Origin of the sequence: Streptomyces sp. NPDC006339, from assembly GCF_040612775.1 — a bacterium.
Taxonomy (GTDB): Bacteria; Actinomycetota; Actinomycetes; order Streptomycetales; family Streptomycetaceae; genus Streptomyces.
In genome coordinates this window covers 56,958-83,939 of sequence record NZ_JBEXQW010000008.1, presented here as the reverse complement: position 1 = coordinate 83,939, position 26,982 = coordinate 56,958, and the positions used below count along the sequence as shown (strand labels likewise).

General features: G+C 73.9%; 26 protein-coding genes. 9 read left to right on the top strand and 17 right to left on the bottom strand.

The window, feature by feature from the left end; genetic code table 11:
- Window positions 1-58: 58 nt before the first annotated feature.
- Window positions 59-709, bottom strand: a complete 651-nt coding sequence (locus tag ABZ135_RS08740; protein ID WP_356693252.1) for an HNH endonuclease family protein — start codon at window positions 707-709, stop codon at window positions 59-61.
- A gap of 252 nt (window positions 710-961) precedes the next feature.
- Here ABZ135_RS08740 and ABZ135_RS08735 point away from each other — a divergent pair, with 252 nt between their 5' ends.
- Complete coding sequence (locus ABZ135_RS08735; protein WP_356693250.1) at window positions 962-1,894, top strand: ABC transporter permease; 933 nt, start codon at window positions 962-964, stop codon at window positions 1,892-1,894.
- Here the strand turns inward: ABZ135_RS08735 and ABZ135_RS08730 are convergent.
- The gene (locus ABZ135_RS08730) at window positions 1,878-2,576 is read right to left on the bottom strand and encodes an HAD-IA family hydrolase (RefSeq protein ID WP_356693248.1); all 699 of its coding nucleotides are present in this window, start codon (window positions 2,574-2,576) and stop codon (window positions 1,878-1,880) included. The two genes, ABZ135_RS08735 and ABZ135_RS08730, sit on opposite strands and share 17 nt — an antisense overlap.
- Window positions 2,577-2,726: 150 nt before the next feature.
- Window positions 2,727-3,983, bottom strand: a complete 1,257-nt coding sequence (locus ABZ135_RS08725) for a peptidoglycan-binding protein (protein ID WP_356693246.1) — start codon at window positions 3,981-3,983, stop codon at window positions 2,727-2,729.
- A 170-nt stretch (window positions 3,984-4,153) separates the two neighbouring features.
- Here ABZ135_RS08725 and ABZ135_RS08720 point away from each other — a divergent pair, with 170 nt between their 5' ends.
- Window positions 4,154-6,208, top strand: coding sequence for an MFS transporter (locus ABZ135_RS08720; protein WP_356693244.1), 2,055 nt, complete (start codon window positions 4,154-4,156; stop codon window positions 6,206-6,208).
- Between the two features lie 27 nt (window positions 6,209-6,235).
- Here ABZ135_RS08720 and ABZ135_RS08715 read toward each other — a convergent pair whose 3' ends face one another.
- The 5 genes from ABZ135_RS08715 to ABZ135_RS08695 all read right to left on the bottom strand — a co-directional run bounded on the left by ABZ135_RS08715 (window position 6,236) and on the right by ABZ135_RS08695 (window position 10,312).
- Window positions 6,236-6,721 (bottom strand): GNAT family N-acetyltransferase, encoded by a 486-nt coding sequence (locus ABZ135_RS08715; protein WP_356693242.1) that lies wholly within the window; start codon window positions 6,719-6,721, stop codon window positions 6,236-6,238.
- 59 nt (window positions 6,722-6,780) lie between these two features.
- Complete coding sequence (locus ABZ135_RS08710) at window positions 6,781-7,095, bottom strand: antibiotic biosynthesis monooxygenase (RefSeq protein ID WP_356693240.1); 315 nt, start codon at window positions 7,093-7,095, stop codon at window positions 6,781-6,783.
- A gap of 85 nt (window positions 7,096-7,180) precedes the next feature.
- Complete coding sequence (locus ABZ135_RS08705) at window positions 7,181-7,855, bottom strand: O-methyltransferase (protein ID WP_356693238.1); 675 nt, start codon at window positions 7,853-7,855, stop codon at window positions 7,181-7,183.
- A complete protein-coding gene (locus tag ABZ135_RS08700; protein ID WP_356693236.1) occupies window positions 7,852-9,003 on the bottom strand; it encodes a DUF2330 domain-containing protein in 1,152 nt (383 codons plus the stop codon). The genes ABZ135_RS08705 and ABZ135_RS08700 overlap by 4 nt, the downstream gene beginning before the upstream one ends.
- A gap of 64 nt (window positions 9,004-9,067) precedes the next feature.
- Window positions 9,068-10,312, bottom strand: a complete 1,245-nt coding sequence (locus ABZ135_RS08695) for a cytochrome P450 (RefSeq protein WP_356693234.1) — start codon at window positions 10,310-10,312, stop codon at window positions 9,068-9,070.
- A 266-nt stretch (window positions 10,313-10,578) separates the two neighbouring features.
- On the opposite strand from ABZ135_RS08695, the gene ABZ135_RS08690 reads away from it, so the two are divergent.
- Window positions 10,579-11,757: a steroid 3-ketoacyl-CoA thiolase gene (locus ABZ135_RS08690; RefSeq protein WP_356693232.1), complete on the top strand. Its 1,179-nt coding sequence runs from the start codon at window positions 10,579-10,581 to the stop codon at window positions 11,755-11,757.
- 104 nt (window positions 11,758-11,861) lie between these two features.
- Here ABZ135_RS08690 and ABZ135_RS08685 read toward each other — a convergent pair whose 3' ends face one another.
- The 7 genes from ABZ135_RS08685 to ABZ135_RS08655 form a co-directional block, all read right to left on the bottom strand.
- A complete protein-coding gene (locus ABZ135_RS08685) occupies window positions 11,862-12,263 on the bottom strand; it encodes a transglycosylase SLT domain-containing protein (protein WP_356693230.1) in 402 nt (133 codons plus the stop codon).
- Between the two features lie 287 nt (window positions 12,264-12,550).
- Window positions 12,551-13,447: an ECF transporter S component gene (locus tag ABZ135_RS08680; protein WP_356693228.1), complete on the bottom strand. Its 897-nt coding sequence runs from the start codon at window positions 13,445-13,447 to the stop codon at window positions 12,551-12,553.
- Window positions 13,444-15,375 carry an ATP-binding cassette domain-containing protein gene (locus ABZ135_RS08675; RefSeq protein WP_356693226.1) on the bottom strand — a complete coding sequence of 644 codons (1,932 nt, stop codon included), beginning with the start codon at window positions 15,373-15,375 and terminating at the stop codon, window positions 13,444-13,446. The genes ABZ135_RS08680 and ABZ135_RS08675 overlap by 4 nt, the downstream gene beginning before the upstream one ends.
- Window positions 15,372-16,463: a CbiQ family ECF transporter T component gene (locus ABZ135_RS08670; RefSeq protein WP_356693483.1), complete on the bottom strand. Its 1,092-nt coding sequence runs from the start codon at window positions 16,461-16,463 to the stop codon at window positions 15,372-15,374. The genes ABZ135_RS08675 and ABZ135_RS08670 overlap by 4 nt, the downstream gene beginning before the upstream one ends.
- Before the next feature lie 80 nt (window positions 16,464-16,543).
- A complete protein-coding gene (locus ABZ135_RS08665; protein WP_356693224.1) occupies window positions 16,544-17,281 on the bottom strand; it encodes an SCO2322 family protein in 738 nt (245 codons plus the stop codon).
- Window positions 17,278-18,570, bottom strand: coding sequence for a prenyltransferase/squalene oxidase repeat-containing protein (locus ABZ135_RS08660; RefSeq protein WP_356693222.1), 1,293 nt, complete (start codon window positions 18,568-18,570; stop codon window positions 17,278-17,280). Before ABZ135_RS08660 ends, ABZ135_RS08665 begins: the two co-directional genes overlap by 4 nt.
- Before the next feature lie 274 nt (window positions 18,571-18,844).
- On the bottom strand, window positions 18,845-19,897 hold the full coding sequence (locus ABZ135_RS08655) for an MBL fold metallo-hydrolase (protein ID WP_356693220.1): 1,053 nt from the start codon (window positions 19,895-19,897) through the stop codon (window positions 18,845-18,847).
- Between the two features lie 119 nt (window positions 19,898-20,016).
- On the opposite strand from ABZ135_RS08655, the gene ABZ135_RS08650 reads away from it, so the two are divergent.
- The 3 genes from ABZ135_RS08650 (at window position 20,017) to ABZ135_RS08640 (ending at window position 22,418) form a co-directional block, all read left to right on the top strand.
- Window positions 20,017-21,486 carry an aldehyde dehydrogenase gene (locus ABZ135_RS08650; RefSeq protein ID WP_356693218.1) on the top strand — a complete coding sequence of 490 codons (1,470 nt, stop codon included), beginning with the start codon at window positions 20,017-20,019 and terminating at the stop codon, window positions 21,484-21,486.
- Window positions 21,486-21,719 carry a ferredoxin gene (locus ABZ135_RS08645; RefSeq protein ID WP_356693216.1) on the top strand — a complete coding sequence of 78 codons (234 nt, stop codon included), beginning with the start codon at window positions 21,486-21,488 and terminating at the stop codon, window positions 21,717-21,719. The genes ABZ135_RS08650 and ABZ135_RS08645 overlap by 1 nt, the downstream gene beginning before the upstream one ends.
- A gap of 153 nt (window positions 21,720-21,872) precedes the next feature.
- Window positions 21,873-22,418, top strand: coding sequence for a hypothetical protein (locus ABZ135_RS08640; protein WP_356693214.1), 546 nt, complete (start codon window positions 21,873-21,875; stop codon window positions 22,416-22,418).
- A gap of 16 nt (window positions 22,419-22,434) precedes the next feature.
- Here ABZ135_RS08640 and ABZ135_RS08635 read toward each other — a convergent pair whose 3' ends face one another.
- A complete protein-coding gene (locus tag ABZ135_RS08635; RefSeq protein WP_356693212.1) occupies window positions 22,435-23,109 on the bottom strand; it encodes a TetR family transcriptional regulator in 675 nt (224 codons plus the stop codon).
- A gap of 206 nt (window positions 23,110-23,315) precedes the next feature.
- Between ABZ135_RS08635 and ABZ135_RS08630 the strand changes: the two genes are divergently transcribed.
- The 3 genes from ABZ135_RS08630 to ABZ135_RS08620 are packed head-to-tail and all read left to right on the top strand — an operon-like array spanning window position 23,316 to window position 26,537.
- Complete coding sequence (locus ABZ135_RS08630) at window positions 23,316-24,641, top strand: glycosyltransferase family 4 protein (protein ID WP_356693210.1); 1,326 nt, start codon at window positions 23,316-23,318, stop codon at window positions 24,639-24,641.
- Between the two features lie 46 nt (window positions 24,642-24,687).
- Window positions 24,688-25,464 (top strand): class I SAM-dependent methyltransferase, encoded by a 777-nt coding sequence (locus tag ABZ135_RS08625; RefSeq protein WP_356693208.1) that lies wholly within the window; start codon window positions 24,688-24,690, stop codon window positions 25,462-25,464.
- Window positions 25,461-26,537, top strand: a complete 1,077-nt coding sequence (locus ABZ135_RS08620) for a prenyltransferase (protein WP_356693206.1) — start codon at window positions 25,461-25,463, stop codon at window positions 26,535-26,537. Before ABZ135_RS08625 ends, ABZ135_RS08620 begins: the two co-directional genes overlap by 4 nt.
- Window positions 26,538-26,631: 94 nt before the next feature.
- Here the strand turns inward: ABZ135_RS08620 and ABZ135_RS08615 are convergent, their stop codons facing one another.
- Entirely contained in the window at window positions 26,632-26,925 is a 294-nt protein-coding gene (locus tag ABZ135_RS08615) for a hypothetical protein (RefSeq protein ID WP_356693204.1), read from the bottom strand.
- Between the last annotated feature and the right edge of the window lie 57 nt (window positions 26,926-26,982).

Here is a 26,982-nt window from a genome sequence, read left to right as displayed (position 1 = left end):
GCACCCCTCACTATTACTTGCAAGTTCAACAACCGACCTTCGTGGGTCCGCCGAGAACTCAGCAGCCGTTGAGCACCGACTGCAGCGCGCTCTTCTCCGCCGAGTCGACGCTGAGGTTCCAGTGGTACTTGACGTGCACCCACATCCGCGCGTACGTGCACCGGTACGACGTGCGCGGCGGCAGCCACTCCGCCGGATCCTGGTCGCCCTTCGACTGGTTGACGTTGTCGGTGACCGCGATGAGCTGCGGGCGGGTCAGGTCGTTGGCGAAGGACTGACGCTGGCTGGTCGTCCAGGAGTTGGCGCCCGAGCGCCATGCCTCGGCGAGCGGGATGACGTGGTCGATGTCGATGTCGGAGGCGAGGGTCCAGGTGGCGCCGTCGTACTCGGAGTACCAGCTTCCGCTGACCGCCGCGCAGTTGGAGTCCGTGACCACGTTGACGCCGTCCCGCTTGAGGACCACCTCGCGGGTGTTGCAGGTGCCGGACTGGGTGATCCAGTGCGGGAACAGGTCCCGGCTGTAACCGGTGGAGGAACCTTCCGCCTTCACCGTGAGCGAGCTCAGGTACGTACGGGCGGTGGCGGCGCTGACCGGGGTCGGCGGGGCGGCCTGGGCGGCCGGGGCGGTGGCGAGCAGACCGGTGGCGGTGACGGCGGCGGAGGCGGCGAGGACGGCTATGCGACGCGCGTAGACGCGGGCGGCGGACATGCGAACTCCCTTGATGTGGGGGGACCTTGCCGGACGGCTCGGTCATCGTGGCGGCGCCGGGTTTCCGTGGGGGGTGCGCCAGGTAACAGAGTGGCGACATGCTCACGTCACATCAAGAGGGCGAGGGGTGGCGAGAGGGGGGAGGGGGAGTGAGGCCGAGGGGGAGCGGGCGTGAGGGTGAGGGGGAGACAGATCTCGCGCCGGGGGCCGGAGTCGGGGCGGCGGCGGCAGGGCAGACCCTAGGGTTGAGCCGTGCTTCTGGACGTGAATGTCACCTTCGGAGCGGTTCTGGCCGTCCTCCTCGCCGTGGCCGCCGGTGTGGTCGCCCTCGCCCGGCTCGGCCGAGCCCGCGACACACTGGTCGCCGGAGCGCGGGCGGCCGTCCAGCTCGTCGCCGTGTCCCTCGTGATCGGCTGGGTCGTCCGCTCGCTGCCGCTGCTGCTCTGCTTCCTGCTGCTGATGTACGCGGTGGCGGTACGGACCGCGGGCCGGCGCGTCGTCCCGGCACCCGGCCGCGCCTGGCGGTGGGCCGCGGTGCCCATCGCCGCGGGCGTCGCCCCGGTCGTCGCGGCGCTCCTGCTCACCGGCCTCGTGCCGCCGAAGGGCATCACCCTGATCCCGGTCACCGGCATCCTCATCGGCGGCGCGCTCACCGCCACCGTTCTCGGCGGGCGCCGCGCGCTCGACGAACTGGCCGGCCGCAAGGGCGAGGTGGAGGCGGGGCTCGCGATCGGGCTCCTGGAGCGGGACGCCCGCCTGGAGGTGGCCCGGGAGGCGGCGTCGGACGCCCTGCTGCCGGGCATGGACCAGACCCGGACGGTCGGACTCGTCACCCTTCCGGGTGCGTTCGTGGGAATGCTCCTCGGCGGCGCGTCCCCGCTGCGCGCGGGCGCGGTGCAGCTCTTCGTGCTGGTCGCGCTGCTGCTGGTCCAGGCGGTGGCGGTCGCCGTCACCCTGGAGCTCGTCGCCCGGGGCAGGCTCGTCCGCCCGGAGCGGGGCGACGTGCCGGACGCGGACGCGGGGGCGGGGGCGGGCGCGGGACCGGAGTCGGGACGGGAGTCGGGGCCGGAGGCGGGGGCGGCCTCAGGAGGGCGCGCGTCATGGGCCGCCCGTGCCGGCCGCGCGGCCCGTGCCGCCCGGTCGGCCGGGGGTACGCGGGCCGGGCGCGCTACGCGGCGAAAGTGAGGGTGATCGTCCCGTCGGTGCCCGGCTCGACCCGTACGCCGGTCAGATCCGCCACGTGGACGTCAGGGGCGAAGGCGGCGGCCCGCGGTCCCACGCCGACCACCCGCATGCCGGCCGCGCGGCCCGCCCGGATGCCCGCCTCGGAGTCCTCGAAGACGACGCAGTCCTCCGGCGCGAAGCCCAGCGCGGCCGCGCCCTTCAGGAAGCCCTCCGGGTCCGGCTTGCTCGCGCCCACGCACTCGGCGGTCACCCGGGTCTCCGGCATCGCCAGGCCCGCCGCACCCATCCGGGCCCGGGCCAGCGCCTCGTCGGCGGAGGTCACCAGGGCGTGCGGCAGCGCCGCCAGCGCGGCCATGAAGGCGGGCGCTCCCGGCACCGGCACGACCCCGTCGAGATCGGCGGTCTCCTCGGCGAGGATCACCCGGTTGTCCGCGAGGTTCCGCTCCATCGGGCGGTCCGGCAGCAGCAGCGCCATCGTGGCGTAACCCTGACGGCCGTGCACCACCTTCAGCACCTCGGCGGGATCGAGCCCCTCCCGCTCCGCCCACCGCCGCCAGCAGCGCTCCACGACCGCGTCGGAGTCGACGAGCGTGCCGTCCATGTCGAGCAGGAGGGCGCGTGCGGTGAGCGAGCGTGCGGTGAGCGAGTGTGCGGTGGGCGACGCCGGGGTGCTGGCAGTCATGGGGGATCTCCAGGAGGGGTGGTCGGAGACGAAAACAGAGCGGTCCCGCTCGCCGGTCAGGGAGTGCGAGCGGGGCCACTTTGTTCCTCCACGATACAAAACGAGACCCCGCGCCGCCAGTCCCGTCCGCATCCCGGGACCGGGCGGGGGTCAGCGGCCGGTCGTCTCCGCCTCCAGAGCGCGGCGCGTGTACGGGCCGTAGACGCCCCGCGGGTCCTCCTCGATGTCCTGCCACCACTGGAAGTCCGCGACCGCCTGCTCGACCTTCCTCGAGTACGAGCCGTTCACCGGCCCGCTGTAGAGGCCCAGCTCACGGAGCCGCCACTGGAGCTCCTCCACCTCGGGGCCCGTGGAACCGGGGCGCAGGGTCGGGGCCTCCGGGCTCCGGCTCGCGGTCGGGGACGCCGGGCTCGCGGTCGTCGGCCCGGCGGTCGCCGTGGGGTCCACGACCGGGGCGCCGGCGGTCGCCGGCGTACGGCTGCTCGCGGCACTGGCCGATCCGGCCCCGCTCCCGGCCTCGGACCCGGAACCGGAGGCGGAGGGGGCGGAAGAGGCGGACGCGGAGGTCCGGTCGGAGCTCGCGGTGGACGAGGCGGTCGCCGAGGAGGAGGGAGTGGAGGTCGGTGACTCGGAGACGGCCACGTTCTCGGACGCGCTGGTGGTGACCTCGGGCACGAGGGCCCGGTCGTCGGTGTCGTCGTCCCCGCCGATCAGGGCCGTGGCGAGGACGGCGGTGCCGACGACCGCCGCCGCGACCAGGCCCGCGACCAGCACGCCCCGGCCCCGGCCCCGCTCGCGTCCGGCGTGCTCCTCGGGGGCGTACGCCAGCGTGAGCGCGGGCTCGTACCCGTCGCCGTCGCCGTCGCCGTCGCCGTCGGCCTCGCCGTCGTACCCGCCCCCGCCCCTGGCCTCGGTCCCGCCCCTGGCCCCGGTCCCGCCCCCGGTCCCGTCCCCACCCGCGTACGGCGACGGCAGCACCGCCGTCTGCGGTATGGGGGCCGGCGTGGGGGGCGGTATCGGGCCCGGCACCGCCGCCTGGACCTGCGTCGCCGCCTCGGAGGTCACCGCGGCCGGAGCCACCGCCTCCGGCGGCAAGGGCTGCCCGCCCACCGAGGGCTCCCCTGCCGGCATCCCTGCCGAGGGCTCCCTCGGCGGCGCCGCCACCGAGGGCCCCACCGCCCGGGCCGCCGCCTGGACCCCCTCCTGGCCCCCCGCCACCTGCGGCCCCACGGCCGCCGCCGGCAGTACCGCCGTCGCGTCCTCCGGCGTTCCCAGCGTCACGTACGGCCGGATGCGCAGCGGGTCGAAGTCCTCCGCCGCCGCGAGCGCGGCGGCCGCCGCCTCGGCGCGCTCACACGCGCAGCCAGGTCTGTGTACACCGCATTCAGGACAGACGTGTCCGGACATCGCTGGGCCCTCCCCGGTCGACTGCGAGCGATTATGCAGTCCGGCCACCCCTCCCGGGCGAACAGCCGTGCCCACCGCGTTCACCCCCCGCGCCCCTCCGCAGGCCATAACCGGGCAAACCCTCCAGGATGGAGGTCGGAGTCCAGCGGCCCGGACCGGAGGAGACACCCATGGCCCAGGAAGTACGCGCGCCGCACGCCGGCGGCGGCCCCGCGCCGGGAGCGGGACAGAGCCACCGCACCGTCGTCGTCGCGATCGGCGCGCTGCTGCTCGGCATGCTCCTGGCCGCACTCGACCAGACCATCGTGTCCACCGCCCTGCCGACCATCGTCAGCGAGCTCGGCGGCATGGAGCACCTGTCCTGGGTCGTCACCGCCTACATGCTGGCCTCCACCGCCGCCACGCCGCTGTGGGGCAAGCTCGGCGACCAGTACGGGCGCAAGAAGCTCTTCCAGAGCGCCATCGTCCTCTTCCTCATCGGCTCGGCGCTCTGCGGCATCGCCCAGAACATGCCCCAGCTCATCGCCTTCCGCGCCGTCCAGGGCCTCGGCGGCGGCGGACTCATGGTGCTGTCCATGGCGATCGTCGGCGACCTCGTCTCGCCCCGCGAACGCGGCCGCTACCAGGGCCTCTTCGGAGCCGTCTTCGGCGCCACCAGCGTCCTCGGCCCGCTCCTCGGTGGCCTGTTCACCGAACACCTCTCCTGGCGCTGGGTCTTCTACATCAACCTGCCGATCGGCGTCGTCGCCCTCTTCGTCATCGCCGCCGTCCTGCACATCCCGGTCCGCAGCACCCGCCACCGCATCGACTACCTCGGCACCTTCCTCATCGCCTCCGTCGCGACCTGTCTGGTCCTGGTCGCCTCGCTCGGCGGCACCACCTGGGCCTGGGACTCGGCGCAGATCATCGGCCTCGCCGTGCTCGGAGCCGTCCTCCTCGTGTGGTTCGTGTCCGTCGAACGGCGGGCCGCCGAGCCCGTCCTGCCGCTCAAGCTGTTCCGGATCAGGACCTTCACCCTGGTCTCGGTCATCAGCTTCGTCGTCGGCTTCGCGATGTTCGGCGCGATGACCTATCTGCCGACCTTCCTCCAGGTCGTGCAGGGCGTCAGCCCCACCATGTCGGGCGTGCACATGCTGCCCATGGTCCTCGGCATGTTGATCACCTCGACCGCCTCCGGGCAGATCGTCTCCCGCACCGGCCGCTGGAAGGTCTTCCCGCTCGCCGGCACGGCGATCACCGCGCTCGGCCTGGTCCTGCTCAACGAACTCACGGAGACCACCTCGACGTGGGCGATGAGCGTCTTCTTCTTCGTCTTCGGCGCCGGCCTCGGCCTGGTCATGCAGGTGCTCGTCCTCGTCGTGCAGAACGCCGTCTCCTACGAGGACCTCGGCGTCGCCACCTCGGGCGCCACCTTCTTCCGCTCCATCGGCGCCTCGTTCGGCGTCGCGATCTTCGGCACGGTCTTCGCCAACCGGCTCACCCACAAGCTCGAGGACGCCCTCGCCGGACAGCAGCTCCCGCCGGGCGTCGACGCCGGCACGGTGGCCGCCGACCCGCGCGCCATCGGCGCACTCCCGCCCCCGCTGCGGCCGTCGGTGATCCACGCGTACGCGACCTCCATCACCGACGTCTTCCTGTACGCGGCGCCCGTCGTCCTCGTCGCCTTCGCCATCGCCTGGTTCCTGAAGGAGGACCGGCTGCGCGGCTCCGTCACCGCGCCCGACACCAGCCAGACCCTCGCCTCCAACCCCGTCGAGCGCTCCTCCTACGACGAGTGCGCCCGCGCCCTGTCCGTGCTCGGCTCCCGCGAGGGCCGCAAGCACATCTACGAGAAGATCACCGCCCGTGCCGGGCTCGATCTGCTGCCCGCCGCGAGTTGGCTGCTGCTGCGGGTGCGCCGCCACGGCACCGTCGAGCCCGGACGGCTCGCCGACACCACTCCCGTACCGCTGCGGGCGATCACCGAGGCCGCACGGCAGCTCGAGGAACGCCGGCTGGTGGCGCGCGAGGGGATCCAGCTCTTCCTCACCGAGGAGGGGGCGCGGACGGCGGTACGGCTCGCCAAGGCGCGCGAGGAGTCGCTGGCCGAGCTCCTCGGCGACTGGTGGGGGCCGGACCGGCCCACCGACCTCGTCCGCCTGGTGGAGGAGCTGACCGCCGAGCTCGGCGGCTCGGACGCGGAGCGGCCCCGCGCGCCGGGCCCGCCCCGCGACCACCACGCGTGACGGAGCGAGCGGCCGGCGAGACACCTCCTAGAGCTCCTTGCCGTACCAGACCTCCATGTACGGGCCGGTGCAGTACGCCGGTATCTCCGCGTACCCGTGCCGTACGTACAGGGCCCGCGCCTCCACGAGGTCGAGGCGGGTGTTGAGGACCATCCGGCGGGCGCCGAGCGCGCGGGCCGCGTCCTCCAGGCCGCTCAGGAGGAGAGCGGCGCCGCCGGTGCCGCGGAAGGCCGGGCGGATGAACACGCGGGTCAGTTCGGCCCGTTCGGCGTCCAGGAGGACCACGCCGCCGCACGCGGCCGGCTTCCCCTCGTGCCGGCCGACGAGGAACGCGCCGGCGGGCGGGGCGAGGAGCTCCAGACCCTCGTCGATCATCTCCTCGTCGTACTCGTCCTCGGTCAGGACGCGTCCGTAGTAACGGCCCGCCACATCACCGAAGTAGTCGCGGCGCAGGGCGGTGGCGTCCGGGGTGTCGACGCGCTCGGGGGAGAAGATCCAGGTCATGCGCGCCATTGTGCGGCGCGCACGACCCGCCGCGCAGCTCAGTTATTCACGGCCCGGTTCCGCACGGCTCAGTTCTTGGGGGACGCCTGCTGCACGACCTTGAACGACCACAGGGTGGACCCGGTCGCCGCGGGCTTCGGACGGTCGGCGCCGCCCTCGTGGGCGGTCTTCATGGAACCGTTCATCCAGTTCTGGAAGTCCTCCTCGCTGCGCCAGCGGGTGTACACCAGGTACTGGTCGGTGCCCTCCAGCGGGCGCAGCAGCTCGAACCACTCGAAGCCGTCCGAGCCCTCGACGGCGCCGGCGCGCGAGGCGAAGCGCTGTTCGAGGACCTCGCGCTGCTCGGCGGGGACGGTCAGGACGTTGATCTTCACGATGCTCATGGAAGGCAGGATATGGCCGCCTCCGCACCCGTACGGATCAGCCTCCGGGCCGGGTCGCGGCTCAGCCCTCCCTCCGGGGTACGGCTCAGCCCACCACGCGGGCGAGCAGCAGGCCGTCGTAGCCCTTGGTGCCGACCGTCTGGACGGCGGTGGCGTCCAGCCGGGGCTCCCGTGCCACGAGTTCGAACATCTCGCGGGTGCCGGTGATCGCCGGGTCGTCGGGGGCGGCGGTGGCGACCCGGCCGTTGCGTACGACGTTGTCGACGACGATGAGGGTGCCGGGCCGGGACAGCTTCAGTGCCCAGGAGACGTAGTGCGGGTTGTTGACCTTGTCGGCGTCGATGAAGACGAAGTCGAACGGGCCCGCGCCCTCCTGCTCCAGGAGCGGGAGGGTGTCCAGGGCCGCGCCCGTGCGCACCTCGACGATCTTGTCGAGTCCGGCGCGGGCGATGTTGGCGCGGGCCACGTCCGCGTGGTCGGGGGAGTACTCCAGGGTGATCAGCCGGCCGTCGGCGGGCAGCGCCCGGGCCAGCCAGATGGTGCTGTAGCCGCCGAGGGTGCCGATCTCCAGGACGTTGCGCGCGCCCTGGGCGGCGACGAGCAGGTGGAGCAGCTTGCCCTGGTTGGGGGCGACGGCGATCTCGGGCAGACCGGCGGCCGTGGAGTCGGCGAGCGCGGCGGTGAGTGCCTCGTCGGCGGGGGCGAGCAGGTCGGTGAGGTAGTGGTCGACGGTGGTCCAACGTTCCTGATCGTTGCTCATGCGGCCGAACGTACACCGGCCCCTGCCCGGGGCGCCCGCCTGTTCCCGGCCGCGTGCCGCGCGCGTACCGCCGCGAATCCGCCCGCCGTGCCGAGCAGCAGCACGCCGCCGACGGTGAGCAGCCAGACCGGGATGCCGGCGACCGTCCACAGCCGGTCCTTCCAGATCACCTCGCGGTACGGGGTGTCGGTGGCCGCGCGGACGAGTTCGTGGTCGCCGTCGATCCGGGCGGGCTCGGGGAAGGACTGGTCGACGGCGGTGAGGTAGACGGGGCCGGGGCCGGCGACGCGGGCGACGGCACCCTCCGGCTTGTCGACGGTGCCGGCGAACAGCACCTCGGGACGGTCGCCGCCGATGCTGCCCCGGGGCTCCATCCGGTGGTCGGCGAGCACGAACAGGCCGAGGGACTGCGGGGTGGCGGCCAGCCGGGAGAGCCGCATCGGATAGACCGGGGTGTCGTTGCGGAAGGTGATCGCGAGGGGGTCGAGGGCGCCGTACAGCTTCGCGCCGGCCTTCTCGGGGGCGAGGCGGACGGCGACGTACTCCCACTTCCGGTCGATGTACGGGCGCAGTTCGGCGGCGAGCCGGTCGGAGAGCTCGAACCCGTTGCGGCGCAGCCAGTCGCTCAGCGCGGTCGGGTCGGTGGCGGTCAGCCGGGCCACGTCGAAGGGGCCGAGCCGTTCGCGGCCGACGACGCCGACGCCGGGGCCGCCGTCCATCCCGGGCAGGGCGCCCGCGCTGTCGCCGTCCCCGGCGGAGAAGGGCCAGTCGCGGCCGCGCGGCCAGAAGTAGGGGCGGTCCCTGTGCTCGGGCGCGGTGAGCTCTTCGAGCTCCTCGAAGAGCTCGGGGTCGCCGAGGGTGACGTCGGCGCGGTGCGGCACGGGCATGATCCAGGCGGCCCGCTCGGCGTCGCCGTGCACAGTGAAGCGCATGACGATCCGCTCGGTGCCGGTCCGCGCGTCCCAGCGCACGACCGAGGTCTCCCGGTCGACGCCGATCCGCGCCGTCCGGTCGGTGACCATGGCGCCGCAGCCGCACGCGTACGCCGGCGCGACGAGCGAGCCGAGCTGGAGCGCGAGCAGCGCGACGACCAGGGCCAGGAGCCGGTGCGTCGTGCGCGTTCGATGAGTTCGTCGTATCCCCCGCATGCCGGCTGTGACGCGCGAGCGGACCATCCGGTTCCGCCCGCGCGCCCCGCCGACCGGTCCTCGGCTAGGCCACTCTGACCTGGAGCTCCTTGATGCCGTTGAGCCAGGCCGCGCGCAGCCGGCGCGGGTCGCCCGCGAGGGTCAGGTCGGGCAGTTCGTCGGCGAGCGCCTCGAAGATCAGCTCGATCTCCTTGATGGCGAGGGACTTGCCGAGGCAGAAGTGCGGGCCGCCGCCGCCGAAGCCGAGGTGCGGGTTCGGGTCGCGGGTGATGTCGAAGGTCCCGGGGTTCTCGAAGACCTCGGGGTCGTAGTTGGCGGAGGAGTAGAACAGGCCGATCCGGTCGCCCTTGCGGATCTTCTGTCCGCCGAGCTCGGTGTCCTGGGTGGCGGTCCGCTGGAAGGAGACCACCGGGGTCGCCCAGCGCACGATCTCCTCGGCGGCGGTCGCGGGCCGCTCGCGCTTGTAGAGCTCCCACTGCTCGGGATGGGTGAGGAAGGCGTGCATGCCGTGGCTGATGGCGTTGCGGGTGGTCTCGTTGCCGGCGACGGCGAGCAGCAGCACGAAGAAGCCGAACTCGTCGGAGGAGAGGTTGCCCTGGCCCTCGGCGGCGACGAGCCGGCTCACGATGTCCTGGGCGGGGCACTCCTTGCGGGCGGCGGCGAGGTTCATCGCGTAGCCGATGAGCTCCATCGCGGCCTCGGCGCCGATCTCCTCCGTGATGGCGTACTCGGGGTCGTCGTACGCGACCATCTTGTTCGACCAGTCGAAGATCCGGGCCCGGTCCTCCTGGGGGACGCCGATGAGTTCGGCGATGGCCTGCAGCGGCAGCTCGACGGCGACCCTGGTGACGAAGTCGAAGGCGCCGTCCGGTCCGGCGGCGGCCCGCGCCTCCTCGACGATCGCGCGGGCCCGGGTGCGCAGGGCGTGCTCCAGGCTGCGGATGGCGCGCGGGGTGAAGCCGCGCTGGACGATCTGGCGGACCCGGGTGTGCTCGGGCGGGTCCATGTTGAGCATGATCAGCTTCTGGGCCTCGATCTGGTCCCGGGTGATGTGCTCGTTGAAGCGGATGACGGCGGTGTTCTCGCTGGACGAGAACAACTCGGGGTGCGTGGAGACGTACTTGACGTCGGCGTGCCGGGTCACGGCCCAGTAGCCCTCGTCGGCGAAGCCGGTGACGCCGGGGGGCTGGGCGCACCACCAGACGGGAGCGGTCTGCCGGAGCGCCGCGAACTCCGGGTGGGGGACGCGGCTCTGGAGCAGGTCGGGGTCGGTGGCGTCGAACCCTTCGGAGAGGTGGGGACAGGGCATCGGCAACACACTCCATTATCTGATGGGCCATCAGAAGGTGTCCGGAAAGGTAGTAACGAGTTCTACAAGTGGCAAGGCGCGTGGCGGGAACTGTTGCGTCCCCGACCCTTGCGTACCGGCGGTAGCAGTCGGAAGACTGCACGGAGAACTAGAACGCGTACTAGTTCTCCACGCTAGTCCCGCGTCCTGGTTCTCCGTGCTAGTTCCACGTGACGTCGACCGGCAAGGGTGCCGGGACACCCCGCCGGCGAGGAGAGGACGAGCTCATGGCCGCGGAACCCGTCATCGTCGAAGCCGTACGCACCCCCATCGGCAAGCGCGGAGGCGCGCTCGCCAACCTGCACCCCGCCTACCTCCTCGGCGAGACCTATCGCGAACTCCTCGGCCGCACCGGCATCCCCGCCGACTGCGTCGAGCAGATCGTCGGCGGCACCGTCACCCACGCCGGCGAGCAGTCCATGAACCCCACCCGCACCGCCTGGCTCACCATGGGCCTGCCCTACGAGACGGCCGCCACCACCGTCGACGCCCAGTGCGGGTCCTCGCAGCAGGCCGGCCACATGGTCGCCAACATGGTCGCGGCCGGCGTCATCGACATCGGCATCTCCTGCGGCGTGGAGGCGATGAGCCGCGTGCCGCTCGGCTCCGGCTCCAAGCACGGGCCCGGCAAGCCCTGGCCCGACGAGTGGAACGTCGACCTGCCCAACCAGTTCGAGGCCGCCGAGCGCATCGCCCGCCGCCGCGGCCTCACCCGCGAGCGGGTCGACTCCCTCGGCCTGCTCTCCCAGGAGCGGGCCGCCGTCGCCTGGTCCGAGGAACGCTTCAAGCGCGAGACCTTCGCCGTCCAGGTCCCCACCACGGAGGAGGAGCAGGCCGCCGGACAGGGCATGTGGCGGCTCGTCGACCGGGACGAGGGCCTGCGGGACACCAGCATGGAGGCGCTGGCCCGGCTCAAGCCGGTCATGCCGACCGCCGTCCACACCGCCGGCAACTCCTCCCAGATCTCCGACGGCGCCGCCGCCCTCATGTGGGCGTCCAAGCGCATGGCCCGCGCCCTGAAGCTGCGTCCGCGCGCCCGGATCGTCGCCCAGGCCCTGGTCGGCACCGACCCGCACTACCACCTCGACGGGCCGATCGACGCGACCCGGGCCGTCCTGGGCAAGGCGGGGATGTCCCTCAGGGACATCGACCTCGTCGAGATCAACGAGGCGTTCGCCTCGGTCGTGCTGAGCTGGGCGCAGGAGTTCGAGCGGGACCTCGACGGCCTGGAGAAGGTCAACGTCAACGGCGGGGCCATCGCCCTCGGGCACCCGGTGGGCGCGACGGGAGCCCGGCTCATCGCCACGGCCCTGCACGAGCTGGAGCGGACGGACAGGGAATTCGCCCTGATCACCATGTGCGCGGGCGGCGCGCTGGCGACGGGCACGATCATCCAGCGCCTGTAGCGCCGCCCGGGCGGAAGCGGTCGCAGGGCGGGAAACGCCGCAGGCCCCGCCCCTCCGAAGGGAGGGCGGGGCCTTGCGGGTCTGCGCGGTGCGGCGGGTGACTCTTAGTACCAGCCGTGGGTCTGCCAGAAGTTCCAGGCGGCGTTCGGGGAACCGTAGCGGTCGTTCATGTAGTCGAGACCCCACTTGATCTGGGTGGCGGGGTTCGTCTTCCAGTCCGAGCCGGCCGAGGCCATCTTCGAGGCCGGGAGGGCCTGGACCAGGCCGTAGGCGCCGCTGGAGGAGTTGGTGGCGGTGTGGTTCCAGCCGGACTCGTGCTCGACGATCTTGCTGAAGGACGCGTACTGCGACGGCGGCACGATCTTTCGGGCGATCTCCTGCGGGGTGGCGGCCGAGGCCGTACCCGTGTTGCCGAGCACCGCACCCGAGGCGCCGATGAGGACGGCGGCGGAGACGGCGAAGGTCTTCTTGCGGGAGACGGCGCGAGTGGCGATCGAGCGGAACAAAACGTCATACCTAACGTCGGGGACATGGGGTGCGCCGGGCGGTTTCGGCATGCCGGAACCAGGGCCCGGGAGTCCCGGGAACTGGGGGGAACCGGCCTGCCGTGGTGCTGCGCTGAGCACCGGCTGCCTGGCGACGTCCACCAGAGAAGCAGCCTCTCCGGGGGCGGTGCAACGACCCCCTGTACGAGGAGGGTTCGGAGGTCCCGGCCCGGCGGCCACGGTCGGGCGGTGACGGTTTCCGCAGGTCAGGGCCGTATGGGGACGATTTGGGCGGTTCGTCCGGTCTCCTATTCCGGGTCGTACGTGACCTGGGCCCTATGAGGGGCCTCACCCCGAGGGGCCTCTCCGGGGCCCTCGAATGTGACCTGGGCCTCGAAGTTCGCCCGCCGCGTGGCCCGCCGCAGCGCCCGCAGCAGCGGTCCGCCGACGGTCAGGGTGAGGACGACGGTGAGGACGGCGCGGCCGAGGTCCCAGCCGAGGGAGGTGGCGAGGACGTACGCCAGGAAGCGCACCAGGTTCTCGTGCGCCGGGGCGCCGGGCTGGAACGAGATTCCGTGCTCCATGCCGCCGACCGTCACCCAGCCGTACAGATTGGTGACCGTGCCGTACGCGAACGCCGCCACGAACCCGTACGCGGACAGCATCAGCAGCTCCCGCCGGCCCCCGGACCGGCCGATGCCCCGGCCCGGGCCCGGCAGCAGCCCGGCGCCCATCGAGAACCAGCCCATCGCCAGCATCTGCGTCGGCATCCACGGCCCGACCCCGCCCGTGAGCAGCGCCGACGCGAACATCGTCACCGCGCCGAGCACGAAGCCGAAGCCCGGGCCCAGGACCCGGCCGCTCAGCACCATCAGGAAGAACATCGGCTCCAGGCCGGCCGTCCCGGCCCCCAGCGGCCGCAGCGCCGCCCCGACGGCGGCGAGCACGCCCAGCATCGCCACCGCCTTCGCGTCCATCCCGCAGTCGGCGATCGTCGCGACGACGACGGCGATGAGGAGCGGCAGGAGCAGGGCGAAGAACCACGGCGCGTCGGCGGCGTGGTCGGTGACGGCGGAACGGGCGTCGGCGAAGAGCGGCCAGCCGACGGCGAACAGACCGACGACGGACACCAGGATGAGGGCGGTGACCGAGCGCGGGCCCAACCGGATCGGCCGCGCGGCGCGCGGACTCGTGTGTGTGCTCACGTACGCAGGGCCTCCTCGACCTGCTCCACCGTGAGCCAGGGCTCCGGCGCGAGGATCTTCGCGACCTGCGGCGAGAAGGCGGGCGAGGACACCACGACCTCGGCCGTCGGCCCGTCCGCGACCACCTCACCGCCCGCGACGATCACCACACGGTGCGCGAGCTCCGCCGCCAGCTCCACGTCGTGCGTGGCCAGCACGATGGCGTGCCCCTCGGCGGCGAGGGCCCGCAGCCGAGTGACCAGACGGGCCTTCGCCGCGTAGTCCAGTCCCCGGGTCGGCTCGTCCAGGAGCAGCAGCGGCGGCCGGGCGGTCAGGACGACGGCGAGGGCGAGCGCGAGCCGCTGGCCCTCGGACAGGTCCCGGGGATGCGTCTCGTCCGCGACACCCGGCAGCAGCTCCGACACCAGGGCCCGGCAGCTCCCGGGCGCGGCGCCCGCGTCCGCGTCGGCGGCGGCGCACTCGGCCGCCACCGTGTCCGCGTACAGCAGATCCCTCGGCTCCTGCGGTACGAGTCCCACCTGCCGGATCAGGGCACGCGGGTCCGTCGTGTGCGGGGTGAGCCCGGCCACCCGCACGCTGCCGGACGTCGGCGTGATCATCCCGACGAGCGTCCCCAGCAGCGTCGACTTGCCGGCCCCGTTGCGCCCCATCAGCGCCACGGCCTCCCCGGCCCCGACCTCCAGCTCCACCCGCCGCAACGCCTCGACCCGCCCCCGCCGAACCCCCAGGGCGCGCACCTCGACGAGCGGGCGGGCGGCGGGTGCGGTGGCGGAAGCGGGCGCGGACCGGCCACGCCACCGCCCGAAGAGGGAACGTCTCCCACCCCGCCCCTTCCCGAACCCGGGGGCTCCGCCCCCGGCCCCCGAGGCGGTGGCCGCCTGCGGCGCTGCGCCGGCCCGCCTCGCGGCGGCGGTGCCGCCGGAGGCTTCGCCCTGGCCGCCGCTCCCGCCGCCGTCCGCCGCCGCGGCCCCGAAAATCAGCCTCTCCGGCATGTGAGGCGCGGGGGTCCGGGGGCGGAGCCCCCGGTTACGGGAAGGGGCGGGGTGGGGGAGAAGGGCCGCCGCGGGCGCCTCCGCCCGTGCCGGCGCCTCCGCAGGGCCGCCCGCCGGCGCACCCGGCTCGCGCCCCGCCAGCCGTTCCTTCAGCGGCCCCGCCGCGCGCCGCGCGTCCCGCACGGACAGGGGCAGCGGGCTCCAGCCCGCCAGGCGGCCCAGCGAGACCACCGGCGGCCGCACCGGGGACACGGTCATGATCTCGGCCGGCGGGCCCATGACCGCCTCCGGCAGCAGCAGGACCCGGTCCGCGTACTGCACGACCCGCTCCAGGCGGTGCTCCGCCATCAGGACCGTCGTGCCCAGGTCGTGGACCAGGCGCTGGAGCACGGCCAGGACGTCCTCCGCCGCCGACGGGTCGAGCGCCGAGGTCGGCTCGTCGAGGACGAGGACCTTGGGGTGCGGGGTGAGGACCGAGCCGATCGCGACCCGCTGCTGCTGCCCGCCCGACAGCGTGGCGATCGGACGGTCGCGCAGCTCCGCGAGCCCCAGCAGGTCCAGCGTCTCCTCGACGCGCCGCCGCATCACCCCCGGCGCGAGCCCGAGCGACTCCATGCCGTAGGCCAGCTCGTCCTCGACGGTGTCCGTGACGAAGTGGGCGAGCGGGTCCTGCCCCACCGTGCCCACCAGGTCCGCCAGCTCGCGCGGCGGATGCGTGCGCGTGTCGCGGCCGTCCACGGTCACCCGCCCCCTCAGCGTCCCGCCGGTGAAGTGCGGCACGAGCCCGGACACCGCCCCCAGCAGCGTCGACTTCCCCACCCCCGACGGTCCGACGAGCAGCACCAGCTCACCCTCCGGCACGGTCAGGTCCACGTCCTTCAGCGTGGGCGCGGCCTCCCCGTCGTACGTCACCGAGACGTTCTCGAAGCGGATCACCGGGTCGACTCCTTCGGCACGGGGGCCACGAACGCGGGCAGCAGCCCGATCAGCACGGACGCCGCCGGCCACAGCGGCAGCGCGGGCGCCTCCAGCGGGACGACCCCGGGCCGCAGCGCCCCCGGCGCCACCGCCCCGGCCCAGATCATCACGACCGCGACGGCGGCGCCCGACCCGGCGACCAGCCAGGCCCGGACGCCCCACCGGTCGGGCCGGTAGCGGGTGCGCACCGCCCGCCGCCCGCCGAGCCGCAGCCCGGCGACGGCCGCGAGCAGCCCGGCCACCAGCAGCGGAAGCCCGTAACCGGCACCCTGCGCGGCCAGCAGCCCGTACGAGCCGGCGCACACCCCGAGCAGCCCGCCGAGGGTCAGCACGTTGGTGGTGCGCCGTACGGAGGGCGGGACCTGGGCCGTACGGCCGTAGCCGCGCGCGTCCATGGAGGCGGCCACCGCCACCGACCGCTCCAGCGCGCCCTCCAGGACCGGCAGGCCGATCTGGAGCAGGGCCCGCACCCCGCCGGTGGGCCGGCCGCGCAGCCGGCGGGCGGTCCGCAGCCGGACGACGTCGGCGACGAGGTTCGGCGCGAAGGTCATCGCGACGACCACGGCGACCCCCGCCTCGTACAGGGCGCCGGGCAGCGACTTGAGCAGCCGGGCCGGGTTGGCGAGCGCGTTGGCGGCGCCCACGCAGATCAGCAGGGTCGCCAGCTTCAGCCCGTCGTACAGCGCGAACGCCACCTGCTCGGCGGTGACCCGGCCCCCGATCCGCACGCCCCGCGCCCAGTCCGGCATCGGCACCTCGGGCAGCGTGAACAGTTCGTACGAGCCGGGGATCGGCGAGCCGAGGACCAGCGAGAACACCACCCGCAGGCCGACGACGAACAGGCCGAGCTTCACGAACGCGCCGTACGAACGGGCCCAGGGCGCGTCGGTGCGGCGGGCGGCGACGACATAGCCGGCGACGCCGACGAGCAGGCCGAGCAGCAGCGGGTTGGTGGTGCGGGAGGCGGCCACGGCCAGGCCGAGCGCCCAGAGCCACCAGGCTCCGGGGTGCAGGGCGTTGGACCGGTTGGCCTCGGGCGCGCGCAGCCGTACGAACGGGGGCCGGGGCGGCCGTACGAGCGGGGGCGGGGTCGTCCGCGGCGGCGCGGTCACTCGCGGCAGCGGGCTCATCCGCGGCGGCGGCGGGCCTGCCAGACGCCGGCGGCACCGAGGAGGAGCACCGCGGCCCCGCCCGCGACGAGCCCGAGGGACGGCCCGCCGCCGGAGCCGGTGGTGGTGGACACGGCGTGCGCGGGCGTCGGGGTGGCGGTGATCGGGGGCAGGGTGGGCGTGGCGGGACGCGCCGGCTCCGGCCCGGTGTCCGAGACCTGCTCGCCGCAGCCCTTCGCCGGGTAGCCGGCGATCCCGCACAGCAGCGCGTTCGTGTCGTACCGCAGCGGCTTGGCGACCGCCGCCAGCGCCTCCGCGGCGGTGGCGTCCTCGCGCACCTGGGGGCAGCCGGTCCTCAGCACGGGGAGCGGCGGCGTCTCGCCGGGCGGGGCGTCCTCGGGGCGGCCGAAGTCGATGACGACGGCGACCCGCTTGCTGCCGTCCCGCTCCGCCACGCCGGAGCAGATCCGTGCGAAGTCGGGGGCGGCGGAGGGCCGGGTGGCGTCGGCGGAGTCCCGGCTGACGGCGAAGCGGAAGCCGAGGGTGTCGCCGTCGGCGGGCCGGGCGGTCGCCGGGCCCTGCGTGGCGTAGCCCCACCGTCCGCCGTCCCGGCCCTCCCAGAAGGACCAGTAGCGGTAGCCGGACGCCTCGGCGGGCGAGGCGGTGACGCCGAGCGCCAGGAGCGCGGCGCCGAGGCCCGCGACGAGCCTCGGCCCGAAGAAGCGCCTCGGTCCGGGGAAGTGCCTCGTCGTCACTTCTTGCGGCCGCTCACGAGGAAGCCGATGCCGACGCCGACGACCATGCCGATGCCGATGATCCACCACACGTCGAAGCCGGACTCGTCCTCCTCGGCGCCGGCGGACGCCTGGGAGTTGTCGGGCGCCTTGGGGGCGGGGCCGGTGGCGTTGAGCTGCTCCAGCAGGTCGACGGTGCCGAAGCTGCGCGGGTCGGTGTCCATGGCGTGCGCGGCGAACACCAACTGGGCGTAGGCGGCGGGGCCGCCCGCCTTGGCCCAGGCGGCGGAGTGCTTCTCCAGCCAGGCCAGGGCGCCGGCGGCCTCCTTCTTCGCCCCGGCGGCGGCGAGCGCGACGACGGCGTCGGCGGTGTTGCCGAAGTCGGGCTGCTCGGCGGTCTCGGCGGCGCCCGGCATCGGCGGGGTGGTGAGGTGGCCGGTGGGGGCGAGCCGGGCGGCGAGGTAGGCGGCGCCGTTGAGGGCGGCGCGCTCGGCGGTGGGCTTGGGCAGGTCGGTGCAGACCGGGGCCTGCTGGGGCTGCGCGCCGCGGGCGGTGATGCTCTTGCCGAGGCCGGCGAGGGTGGCGGCGGCGGTGGCGTCGGCGTTCGCGAAGAGCTTGCCGGTCTTGTCGGGCTGGTAGGCGAAGGCTCCGCCGTCGCCCGCCTTGCCGGAGGCGCCCCCGGCCGCGCCCGCCTCGGCCGCGGGGTCGGCGCAGGGCAGCGAAAAGGTGAGGAGGGCGTCGTACGGGGTCTTGCCGGCGGCGGACTTCAGGGCGCCGGGCCGGACGCCGGAGGAGGCGAAGGCGCTGATGACGATCGAGGTGGAGTTGGCGTCGCTGGGGCCGCCGGGGCTGTAGCTCCAGCCGCCGTCCTTGTTCTGGACGCTCTTCAGCCAGGCGGCGCCGGCCTTGGCGGCCTTCTCCGTCTTCGCCGGGTCGGCGGACTGGCGGGTGACCGCGGTGAGTGCCTGGACGGCGACGGCGGTGGCGTTGCTGTCCGGCATCGTCGTGGCGTCGCAGGGCTTCGCCGGGTCGGGGCGGTACGAGGCGAAGGAGCCGTTCGCGCACTGCTGGCCGAGCAGCCAGTCCACGGCCCGGTCGGCGGGCTGGATGCCGGAGGTGCGCTGGGCCAGGAAGGCGAGCGACTGGCGCCAGACGCCGTCGTAGGTCGGGTCCGTGGTGCCGTAGAGACCGGCCGGGATCGTGGCGGGGGACGGGGTCGGCGAGGGCGCGGCGGCGGCCGTTCCGGCGGCGGTGGTGCTGAGCACGGCACCGGCCGCGAGTGCGGCGGCGGCGCGGCGAACGCTGATCATGGGTCCCTCTCCTGCGGGCACCGGACACCGGCGCCCGACGGGCCCAGCCTCCGGCGCCGTATTCCTCGACGGTGCCGGCGCTCACGTCCCGTACCGGGCGTTCCGACTCACCGTCCGCTCGGGACGGCTCACGGCATGGGGCCTCCCCAGGCCGCGCGGAGCGCTGGGCGAGGGGAAGGGTCAGTGCCGGACTTCCACCGGCTTCCCCCTGTACGGGCATGACGACGGTCGCCCACTCTACCGGCCGGGCCCTCGGCGCCCCCGGAGCCGTACGTCACACCGCCAGGTAGGCGACGGGGTCGGTGCCCGGCACCGGTTCCGCCCGGCCGCGCTTCACGAGGTGGCGGAGGTGGGCCTCGGCCTCGCTGACGGCGATGGTGCGGGAGCCGTGCGGGATGCGGTCCCAGGGGCGGTTCCACTCCATGCGTTCGGCGAGCTGCCAGGGGGTGAGCGGGGTGGCGAGCAGGGCGAGGAGGCCGGTGAGGCGTTCCTCGTGGTGGGCGAGGAGGGCGCGGACCCGGCCGGTGGCGTCGGGGAAGGCGTGCTGGTGGGCGGGGAGGACCTCGGCGACGCCGAGCCGGCCGACGCGTTCGAGGGAGTCGAGGTAGTCGCCGAGCGGGTCGGTGACGGTGGCGTCGTCGGGGTCCTCGTACAGGCCGATGTGCGGGCTGATGCCGGGCAGCAGGTGGTCGCCGGAGAACAGCCGGCCGTGTCCCGGGAGGCCGGCCGGGTGGGCCTCCTCCAGGTGGAGGCAGACGTGGCCGGGGGTGTGGCCCGGGGTCCAGACCGCCCGCAGCCGGCGTCCGGCCAGGTCGAGGAGCTCGCCGGGGACGATCTCCCGGTCGGGCAGGGCGGCCCGCAGTCCGGGCAGGGTCCGCGTCCGGCCGCCGGCGGCGCGGGCGGCGAGCAGCGGGGCGGTGTGCTCCTCGGGGGCGCCGACGGCGGCGAGCTTGCGGGCCAGGTAGTCGAGCCAGGCGCCGGGCGCGGAGTCGCGGGTGCGGCGGACGACGGCGATGTCGGCGGCGTGCATGGCGATCCAGGCGCCGGACGCCTCCCGGACCTTGCCGGACAGGCCGTGGTGGTCGGGATGGTGGTGGGTGACGACGATCCCGTGGACGTCCCCGGCCGCGAGCCCCAGGGCGCCGAGCCCGGCGGTGAGCTCGGCCCAGGAGTCCGGGTCGTCCCAGCCGGTGTCGACGAGCACGGGCCCGCGGCCGGTGTCGAGGACGTGGACGAGGGTGTGCCCGAGCGGGTTGTCCGGAATGGGCACCCGCAACGACCAGACGCCCCCGCCGTGCTCGGTCACCGTGTCGGTCGCTTGCGCCATGAGCAGCCTCGTCTCCGCGTACCGGTACGGCCATTGCCCACTATAACGAGAACTGGTATCAGTTCTGACAGCCAGTCAGAAATTCACGGCCCACGTGCGGTCCCGGGAGGCAGTCGGTCATGACCGAGCTTGTGGAGCACGGAGAACTGTTCATCGGCGGCGAGCTGACCGCACCGCTCGGCGGCGAGGTCATCGAGGTGATCTCCCCGCACACCGAGGAGGTCATCGGCCGTGTCCCGCACGCCTCGAAGGCCGACGTCGACCGGGCCGTCGCCGCCGCCCGGCGGGCCTTCGACGAGGGGCCGTGGCCGCGGTGGACGCTGGAGGAGCGGATCGAGGTCGTCGGGCGGATCAAGGACGCGATCGCCGTACGGCACGAGGAGATCGCCCGCTCCATCAGCTCCCAGAACGGCTCCCCCTACTCCTGGTCGGTCCTCGCCCAGGCGCTCGGCGCGATGATGGTCTGGGACTCGGCGATCACCGTGGCGCGCGCCTACGCCTACGAGGAGCGGCGCTCCGGTGTCCTCGGCCCGCTGCTCGTGCGCCGGGAGCCGGTCGGGGTCGTGGCGGCCGTCGTCCCGTGGAACGTCCCGCAGTTCACCGCCGCCGCCAAGCTCGGGCCCGCGCTGCTCGCCGGCTGCGCTGTGGTCCTCAAGCCCTCGCCCGAGTCGCCGCTCGACTCGTACATCCTCGGCGAGATCGCGGCCGAGGCCGGGCTGCCGGAGGGCGTCCTGTCGATCCTGCCCGCCGACCGGGAGGTCAGCGAGTACCTGGTCGGCCACCCGGGCGTCGACAAGGTCTCCTTCACCGGCTCCGTCGCGGCCGGCAAGCGCGTGATGGAGGTCGCCTCCCGCAACCTCACCCGCGTCACCCTGGAACTCGGCGGCAAGTCGGCGGCCGTGATCCTGCCCGACGCCGACCTGGAGGCGGCCGTCGCCGGGATCGTCCCGGCCGCCTGGATGAACAACGGCCAGGCGTGCGTCGCCCAGACCCGCATCCTCGCCCCGCGCTCCCGCTACGACGAGATCGCCGAGGCGTTCGCGGCGGCGGCCGGCGCGCTGGTGGTCGGCGACCCGCTCGACCCGGCCACCCAGGTCGGCCCGCTCGTCGCCCGCCGCCAGCAGCAGCGCTCCCTCGACTACATCGCCATCGGCCAGGCCGAGGGCGCCAAGGTCCTGACCGGCGGCGGCCGTCCGGCCGGCCTGGAGCGCGGCTGGTACGTCGAGCCGACCCTCTTCGGCGGCGTGGACAACTCCATGCGCGTCGCCCGCGAGGAGATCTTCGGCCCGGTCATCTGCCTGCTGCCGTACGGGGACGAGGACGAGGCCCTGCGGATCGCCGACGACTCCGACTACGGCCTCAGCGGCAGCGTCTGGACCGCCGACGTCGAGCACGGCATCGACTTCGCCCGCAAGGTCCGCACCGGCACCTTCAACGTCAACACCTTCAGCCTCGACATGCTCGGCCCCTTCGGCGGCTACAAGAACTCCGGCCTGGGCCGCGAGTTCGGCCCCGAGGGCCTGGCCGCCTACCTGGAGCACAAGATGATCCACCTGCCGGCCGGCTACGAGGGGCCGGGAGGCGCGTGATGGGCGACCGCTGGCACGTGGAGGTCGACCGCGGCGTCTGCATCGGCTCCGGCATGTGCGTCCACCACGCCCCCGACGCCTTCCGCCTCGACCCGGCCCGCCAGTCCCACCCCCGCGCGCCCCGGGCGGACGCCGACGAACGCGTCCTGGCGGCGGCGGAGGGCTGCCCGGTGGAGGCGATCTCGCTCACGCTGGTGGAGAGCGGGGAGCCGGTCTTCCCACCGGAGGACTAGCCCCCGGTACGCCGTGCCGCACGCGGGGCCGCACCCCGTGCCGCAGGAGCCGCCGCGCGCGGACGGGCAGGCGGGGGAGAGGTTCCCGTATGCAAAACTACTCCCTTGATCACGGGGGCAAGAGGCCCTTGTGCGCGCGGAATTGGGAGTGTTGTGCGCAAGGCGAACTGGGTGGCCGCGGCCGCCGGTGTGGTGCTGCTGGTCGCGGGCTGTGGGAGCGGCGGCGGTTCGGACAAGGGCGGTGCGTCCGCCACGGGCGGCGGTTCGGCGTCGGCCGGGACGACCGGCGGCGGCTCGGAGGCCGGTGGCGGCGAGGAGCTGACGGCCGAGGCCGTGCTGAAGGAGATCGAGACCGCGGCGAAGGGCGCCGGCTTCACCCAGGACGCGTCCGGCGAGCAGATCCCGCCCGGCCTGGAGAAGTGCATGGTCTCCTGGACCCCCGACGCGGAGAAGGCCGCCGACCCCAAGAAGTCCTACGCGGACACGGTCGCGACCCTCGGCAAGGGCGGCTGGAAGACCGGCCAGTCCCTCTCCCAGGGCGGCTCGACGATCCAGACCCTCACCAAGGGCACCTGGCAGCTCAAGGCCAGCGACCACAGCACGGGCCCGGTCAAGATGGTGATGTTCATCGCCAGCGACGCCACGCCCGTCTGCGAGGCGCTGTTCAAGGCCGACCTGGAGAAGAGCAAGAAGTCCTGAGGGCCGGGTCCTGAGGTCAGCCGCGCCCGGCCCCTGCGCCGGGCGCGGCACCGTCCGTCGAGGCCCCCGAAGCTCCCGGCACCCCCGAGGCGCCCGGCGCCGTCAGGTCGATCAGCCGGCAGACCGTCTCGATGTCGATCTTCACCTGTGCGATCGAGGCCCGCCCCGACAGCCAGGTGATCAGCGCCGAGTGCCAGGTGTGCTCGATCACCCGCACCGCCGACGACTGCTCCGGCGTCGGGTGCTCCGCCCCCATCGCGTCCAGGATGATCGCGGTGGTCAGCCGGGACACCGTGTCCACCTCGGGGCTCACGCTGCGGTCCGCGAAGGTCAGCGCCCGCACCATCGCGTCCGCGAGCTGCGGCTCCCTCTGGAGCGCCCGGAAGGCGCGCATCAGCGTCTCGGCCACCCGCTGCGCCGGGTCCTCGCCCGCCGGCGGCCGCTTCCGCAGCGTCGTGTGCAGGTGCTGCAACTGGTCCTGCATGGTGGCGACCAGCAGGTGGATCTTGGACGGGAAGTAGCGGTAGAGCGTCCCGAGCGCCACGCCGGCCGCCTCGGCGACCTCCCGCATCTGCACGGCGTCGAAACCGCCCCGCCCCGCCAACTGCGCACTGGCGTGCAGGATGCGCCGGCGGCGCGCCTCCTGGCGCTCTGTCAGGGGCGGCGAGGCGGGTCTGTCTTCCGCGGTCATGGGTCCCGTTCCGTGGGGTCGGCTCGCGACAGTATGGCGGGGTGTCCGTCGTGGCGCGAATCACCTGATCCGGCTCGGCCCGCGACGCTACCTGCCGGTAGATTCAGTGCTCCTCGAAGGATCGAGAACGACCAAGTCTGAAACTTGTTCTAGATTAGCGCGAGCGGATACGCTCCCGCGAAACGCACGCTCGAAGGGGGCAGCGAGTGACCGCTGAGGCCATAGAGGCAGGCCCCCGAACGGGCATGACCGACGGTGGTGACCGTCCGTTGCGGATCGCTCTCCTCACGTACAAGGGGAACCCGTTCTGCGGCGGCCAGGGCGTCTACGTCCGCCACCTCTCCCGCGAGCTCGCCCGCCTGGGCCACAGCGTCGAGGTCATCGGCTCCCAGCCGTACCCGACCCTCGACGAGGGCGTGCCGCTCACCGAGATCGCCAGCCTCGACCTCTACCGCCAGCCCGACCCCTTCCGCACCCCGGGCCGCGACGAGTACCGCGACTGGATCGACGCGCTCGAGGTCGCCACCATGTGGACCGGCGGCTTTCCCGAGCCGCTCACCTTCTCCCTGCGGGCCCGCCGCATGCTCGCCGCCCGCCGCGGCGACTTCGACGTCGTCCACGACAACCAGACCCTCGGCTACGGACTCCTCGGCGGCCCCCGCGCCCTCGGCGCCCCGCTCGTCACCACGATCCACCACCCCATCACCGTCGACCGGCAGCTCGAACTCGACGCCGCCGCCGACTGGAAGCGCCGCGCCTCCGTACGCCGCTGGTACGCCTTCACCCGCATGCAGAAGCGGGTCGCCCGCCGCCTGCCGTCCGTCCTCACCGTCTCCGGCACCTCCCGCCAGGAGATCGTCGAGCACCTCGGCGTCCGCGAGGATCGCATCAAGGTCGTCCACATCGGCGCCGACACCGACCTGTGGTCCCCGGATCCGTCCGTCGCCGAGGTCCCCGGCCGGATCGTCACCACCTCCAGCGCCGACGTCCCCCTCAAGGGCCTGATCCACCTGGTCGAGGCGCTCGCCAAGCTCCGCACCGAGCACCCCGACGCCCACCTCGTCGTCGTCGGCAGACGCGCCGAGGACGGGCCGGTCGCCCAGGCCATCGAGCGGTACGGGCTCGACGGCGCCGTCCGCTTCGTCAAGGGCGTCACCGACGCCGAGCTCGTCGACCTCTACCGCTCCGCCCAGGTCGCCTGCGTCCCCTCCCTCTACGAGGGCTTCTCCCTGCCCGCCGCCGAAGGCATGGCCACCGGCACCCCGCTGGTCGCCACCACCGGCGGCGCCATCCCCGAGGTCGCCGGCCCCGACGGGGAGACCTGCCTGGCCGTCCCCCCGGGCGACGCGGACGCCCTCGCCACCGCGCTCGGCCGGGTCCTCGGCGACGCGGAACTGCGCTCCCGGCTCGGCGCCGCGGGCCGGGAGCGGGTGCTCGCCCGCTTCACCTGGGCCAGGGCGGCCCAGGGCACGGCCGAGCTGTACCGCGAGGCCCTCGCCCGCCACGGCCGCGTCGCGGCCCCCCGCCCCTGACACCGCGGCCACCCCCCTCCGCGCAGCCACTGAAAGGCAGACCCCCGTGCTGACCGTCGACTTCACCCGCTTCCCGCTCGCCCCCGGCGACCGCGTGCTCGACCTGGGCTGCGGAGGGGGCCGGCACGCCTTCGAGTGCTACCGGCGCGGCGCCCAGGTCGTCGCCCTCGACCAGAACGGCGAGGAGATCCGCGAGGTCGCCAAGTGGTTCGCCGCCATGAAGGAGGCCGGCGAGGCCCCGGCCGGCGCCACCGCCACCGCCATGGAGGGCGACGCGCTCAACCTGCCCTTCCCCGACGAGTCCTTCGACGTCGTCATCATCTCCGAGGTCATGGAGCACATCCCCGACGACAAGGGCGTGCTCGCCGAGATGGTCCGGGTCCTCAAGCCCGGCGGCCGGATCGCCGTCACCGTGCCCCGCTACGGCCCCGAGAAGGTCTGCTGGGCGCTCTCCGACGCGTACCACGAGGTCGAGGGCGGCCACATCCGCATCTACAAGGCCGACGAACTCCTCGCCAAGATGCGCCAGGCGGGCCTGCGCCCGTACGGCACCCACCACGCCCACGCCCTGCACGCCCCCTACTGGTGGCTCAAGTGCGCCTTCGGCGTCGACAACGACAAGGCGCTCCCGGTCCGCGCGTACCACAAGCTCCTGGTCTGGGACATCATGAAGAAGCCCGCCCTGACCCGGGTCGCCGAGCAACTGCTCAACCCGGTCGTCGGCAAGAGCTTCGTGGCGTACGCGACCAAGCCGCACCTCCCGAAGGCCGACGCCGCCGCGAACGACGCGAACGCCTCCGACACCGCGGGTGCGGCCAAGTGACCTCTCCCGAGCGGATCGCGGAACACCTGGTCCTGCCCGGAGTCCTCACCGCCGAGCAGGCCGCCGAGACCGTGGCCGGCATCCTCGCCGGCCAGCGCGAGGACGGCGCCATCCCCTGGTTCCGCGGCCACCACCTGGACCCCTGGGACCACGTCGAGGCCGCCATGGCCCTCGACACCGCCGGCGAGCACGAGGCCGCCCGGCGCGCCTACGAGTGGCTGGCCCGGCACCAGAACACCGACGGCTCCTGGTACGCCGCCTATCACGACGGCGACCCCGACGACGTCACCGACCGCGGGCGCGAGTCCAACTTCGTCGCGTACGTCGCCGTCGGCGTCTGGCACCACTACCTGTCCACGGGCGACGACGTCTTCCTCGACCGGATGTGGCCCGTCGTCTTCGCGGCCGTCGAGTTCGTCCTCGGGCTCCAGCAGCCCGGCGGCCAGATCGGCTGGAAGCGCGAGGCCGACGGCACGCCCGTGACCGACGCGCTGCTCACCGGCAGCTCCTCCATCCACCAGGCACTGCGCTGCGCCCTCGCCATCGCCGAGGAGCGCGAGGAGCCGCAGCCCGACTGGGAGTTGGCCGCCGGCGCGCTGCGGCACGCGATCCGCCGCCACCCCGAGCGCTTCCTCGACAAGTCCCGCTACTCGATGGACTGGTACTACCCGGTCCTCGGCGGCGCGGTCACCGGGCCCGAGGCCACGGCCCGGATCGACGCCCGGTGGGACGACTTCGTCGTGCCGGGGCTCGGCGTGCGCTGCGTGCTGCCGAACCCCTGGGTCACCGGCGGCGAGAGCTGCGAACTCGCCCTCGCCCTGTGGGCGATGGGCGAGTCGGACCGGGCCCTGGAGATCCTCACCTCCATCGGGCACCTGCGGGCCGCGAACGGCGCCTACTGGACCGGTTACGTCTTCGAGGGCAACCGGGCCGTCTGGCCCGAGGAGCAGACCACCTGGACCGCCGGTTCGCTGCTGCTCGCGGTGGCGGCGCTCGGCGGTGACGAGGCGACGGGCGCCGTCTTCGGCGGCGAACGGCTGCCGCGCGGCCTGGAACCCGACTGCTGCGACTGACCGTCACCGGGCCGTCCTCCCCCACAGGAGGACGGCCCGGGCCGTCGACGGGACGAGGGCGGACGGCCCGGCTCGTGTCCGGGCCGCCGCCGGGTCAGTGGCGGCGCAGCAGGCGCCCCGCCACGAAGTGGCCGACGACGAGGTAGACCACGGCGGCGAGGCCGTAGCCCGCGACGACCCGTGCCCATGCCTCGTCGAAGGTGAAGAGGTCGTGCGACCAGCCGGCCAGCCAACTGGCCACGCTGCGGACGAACTCCACCAGGCCGTTGGCCCGGTTGGCGTCCAGCAGGTACATCAGGATCCAGAGGCCGATGATGGCGGCCATGACATCGGCGAGGACGACGATCACCCTCGCCGCTTGCGTGGTGTTACTCCGTCCGGAAGTCATATCCCTCGGATTGCCGCGCATCGCCGTCCGAAACCCGTCCGGAACCCGTTCGGAGGC

Bases quoted from the DNA above. Each gene is read 5' to 3' on its own strand.
- ABZ135_RS08740 (WP_356693252.1), bottom strand. From the start codon at position 709: ATGTCCGCCGCCCGCGTCTACGCGCGTCGCATAGCCGTCCTCGCCGCC.
- ABZ135_RS08730 (WP_356693248.1), bottom strand. From the start codon at position 2,576: ATGACTGCCAGCACCCCGGCGTCGCCCACCGCACACTCGCTCACCGCA.
- ABZ135_RS08725 (WP_356693246.1), bottom strand. From the start codon at position 3,983: ATGTCCGGACACGTCTGTCCTGAATGCGGTGTACACAGACCTGGCTGC.
- ABZ135_RS08720 (WP_356693244.1), top strand. From the start codon at position 4,154: ATGGCCCAGGAAGTACGCGCGCCGCACGCCGGCGGCGGCCCCGCGCCG.
- ABZ135_RS08715 (WP_356693242.1), bottom strand. From the start codon at position 6,721: ATGGCGCGCATGACCTGGATCTTCTCCCCCGAGCGCGTCGACACCCCG.
- ABZ135_RS08710 (WP_356693240.1), bottom strand. From the start codon at position 7,095: ATGAGCATCGTGAAGATCAACGTCCTGACCGTCCCCGCCGAGCAGCGC.
- ABZ135_RS08705 (WP_356693238.1), bottom strand. From the start codon at position 7,855: ATGAGCAACGATCAGGAACGTTGGACCACCGTCGACCACTACCTCACC.
- ABZ135_RS08700 (WP_356693236.1), bottom strand. From the start codon at position 9,003: ATGCGGGGGATACGACGAACTCATCGAACGCGCACGACGCACCGGCTC.
- ABZ135_RS08695 (WP_356693234.1), bottom strand. From the start codon at position 10,312: ATGCCCTGTCCCCACCTCTCCGAAGGGTTCGACGCCACCGACCCCGAC.
- ABZ135_RS08690 (WP_356693232.1), top strand. From the start codon at position 10,579: ATGGCCGCGGAACCCGTCATCGTCGAAGCCGTACGCACCCCCATCGGC.
- ABZ135_RS08660 (WP_356693222.1), bottom strand. From the start codon at position 18,570: ATGATCAGCGTTCGCCGCGCCGCCGCCGCACTCGCGGCCGGTGCCGTG.
- ABZ135_RS08655 (WP_356693220.1), bottom strand. From the start codon at position 19,897: ATGGCGCAAGCGACCGACACGGTGACCGAGCACGGCGGGGGCGTCTGG.
- ABZ135_RS08650 (WP_356693218.1), top strand. From the start codon at position 20,017: ATGACCGAGCTTGTGGAGCACGGAGAACTGTTCATCGGCGGCGAGCTG.
- ABZ135_RS08645 (WP_356693216.1), top strand. From the start codon at position 21,486: ATGGGCGACCGCTGGCACGTGGAGGTCGACCGCGGCGTCTGCATCGGC.
- ABZ135_RS08635 (WP_356693212.1), bottom strand. From the start codon at position 23,109: ATGACCGCGGAAGACAGACCCGCCTCGCCGCCCCTGACAGAGCGCCAG.
- ABZ135_RS08615 (WP_356693204.1), bottom strand. From the start codon at position 26,925: ATGACTTCCGGACGGAGTAACACCACGCAAGCGGCGAGGGTGATCGTC.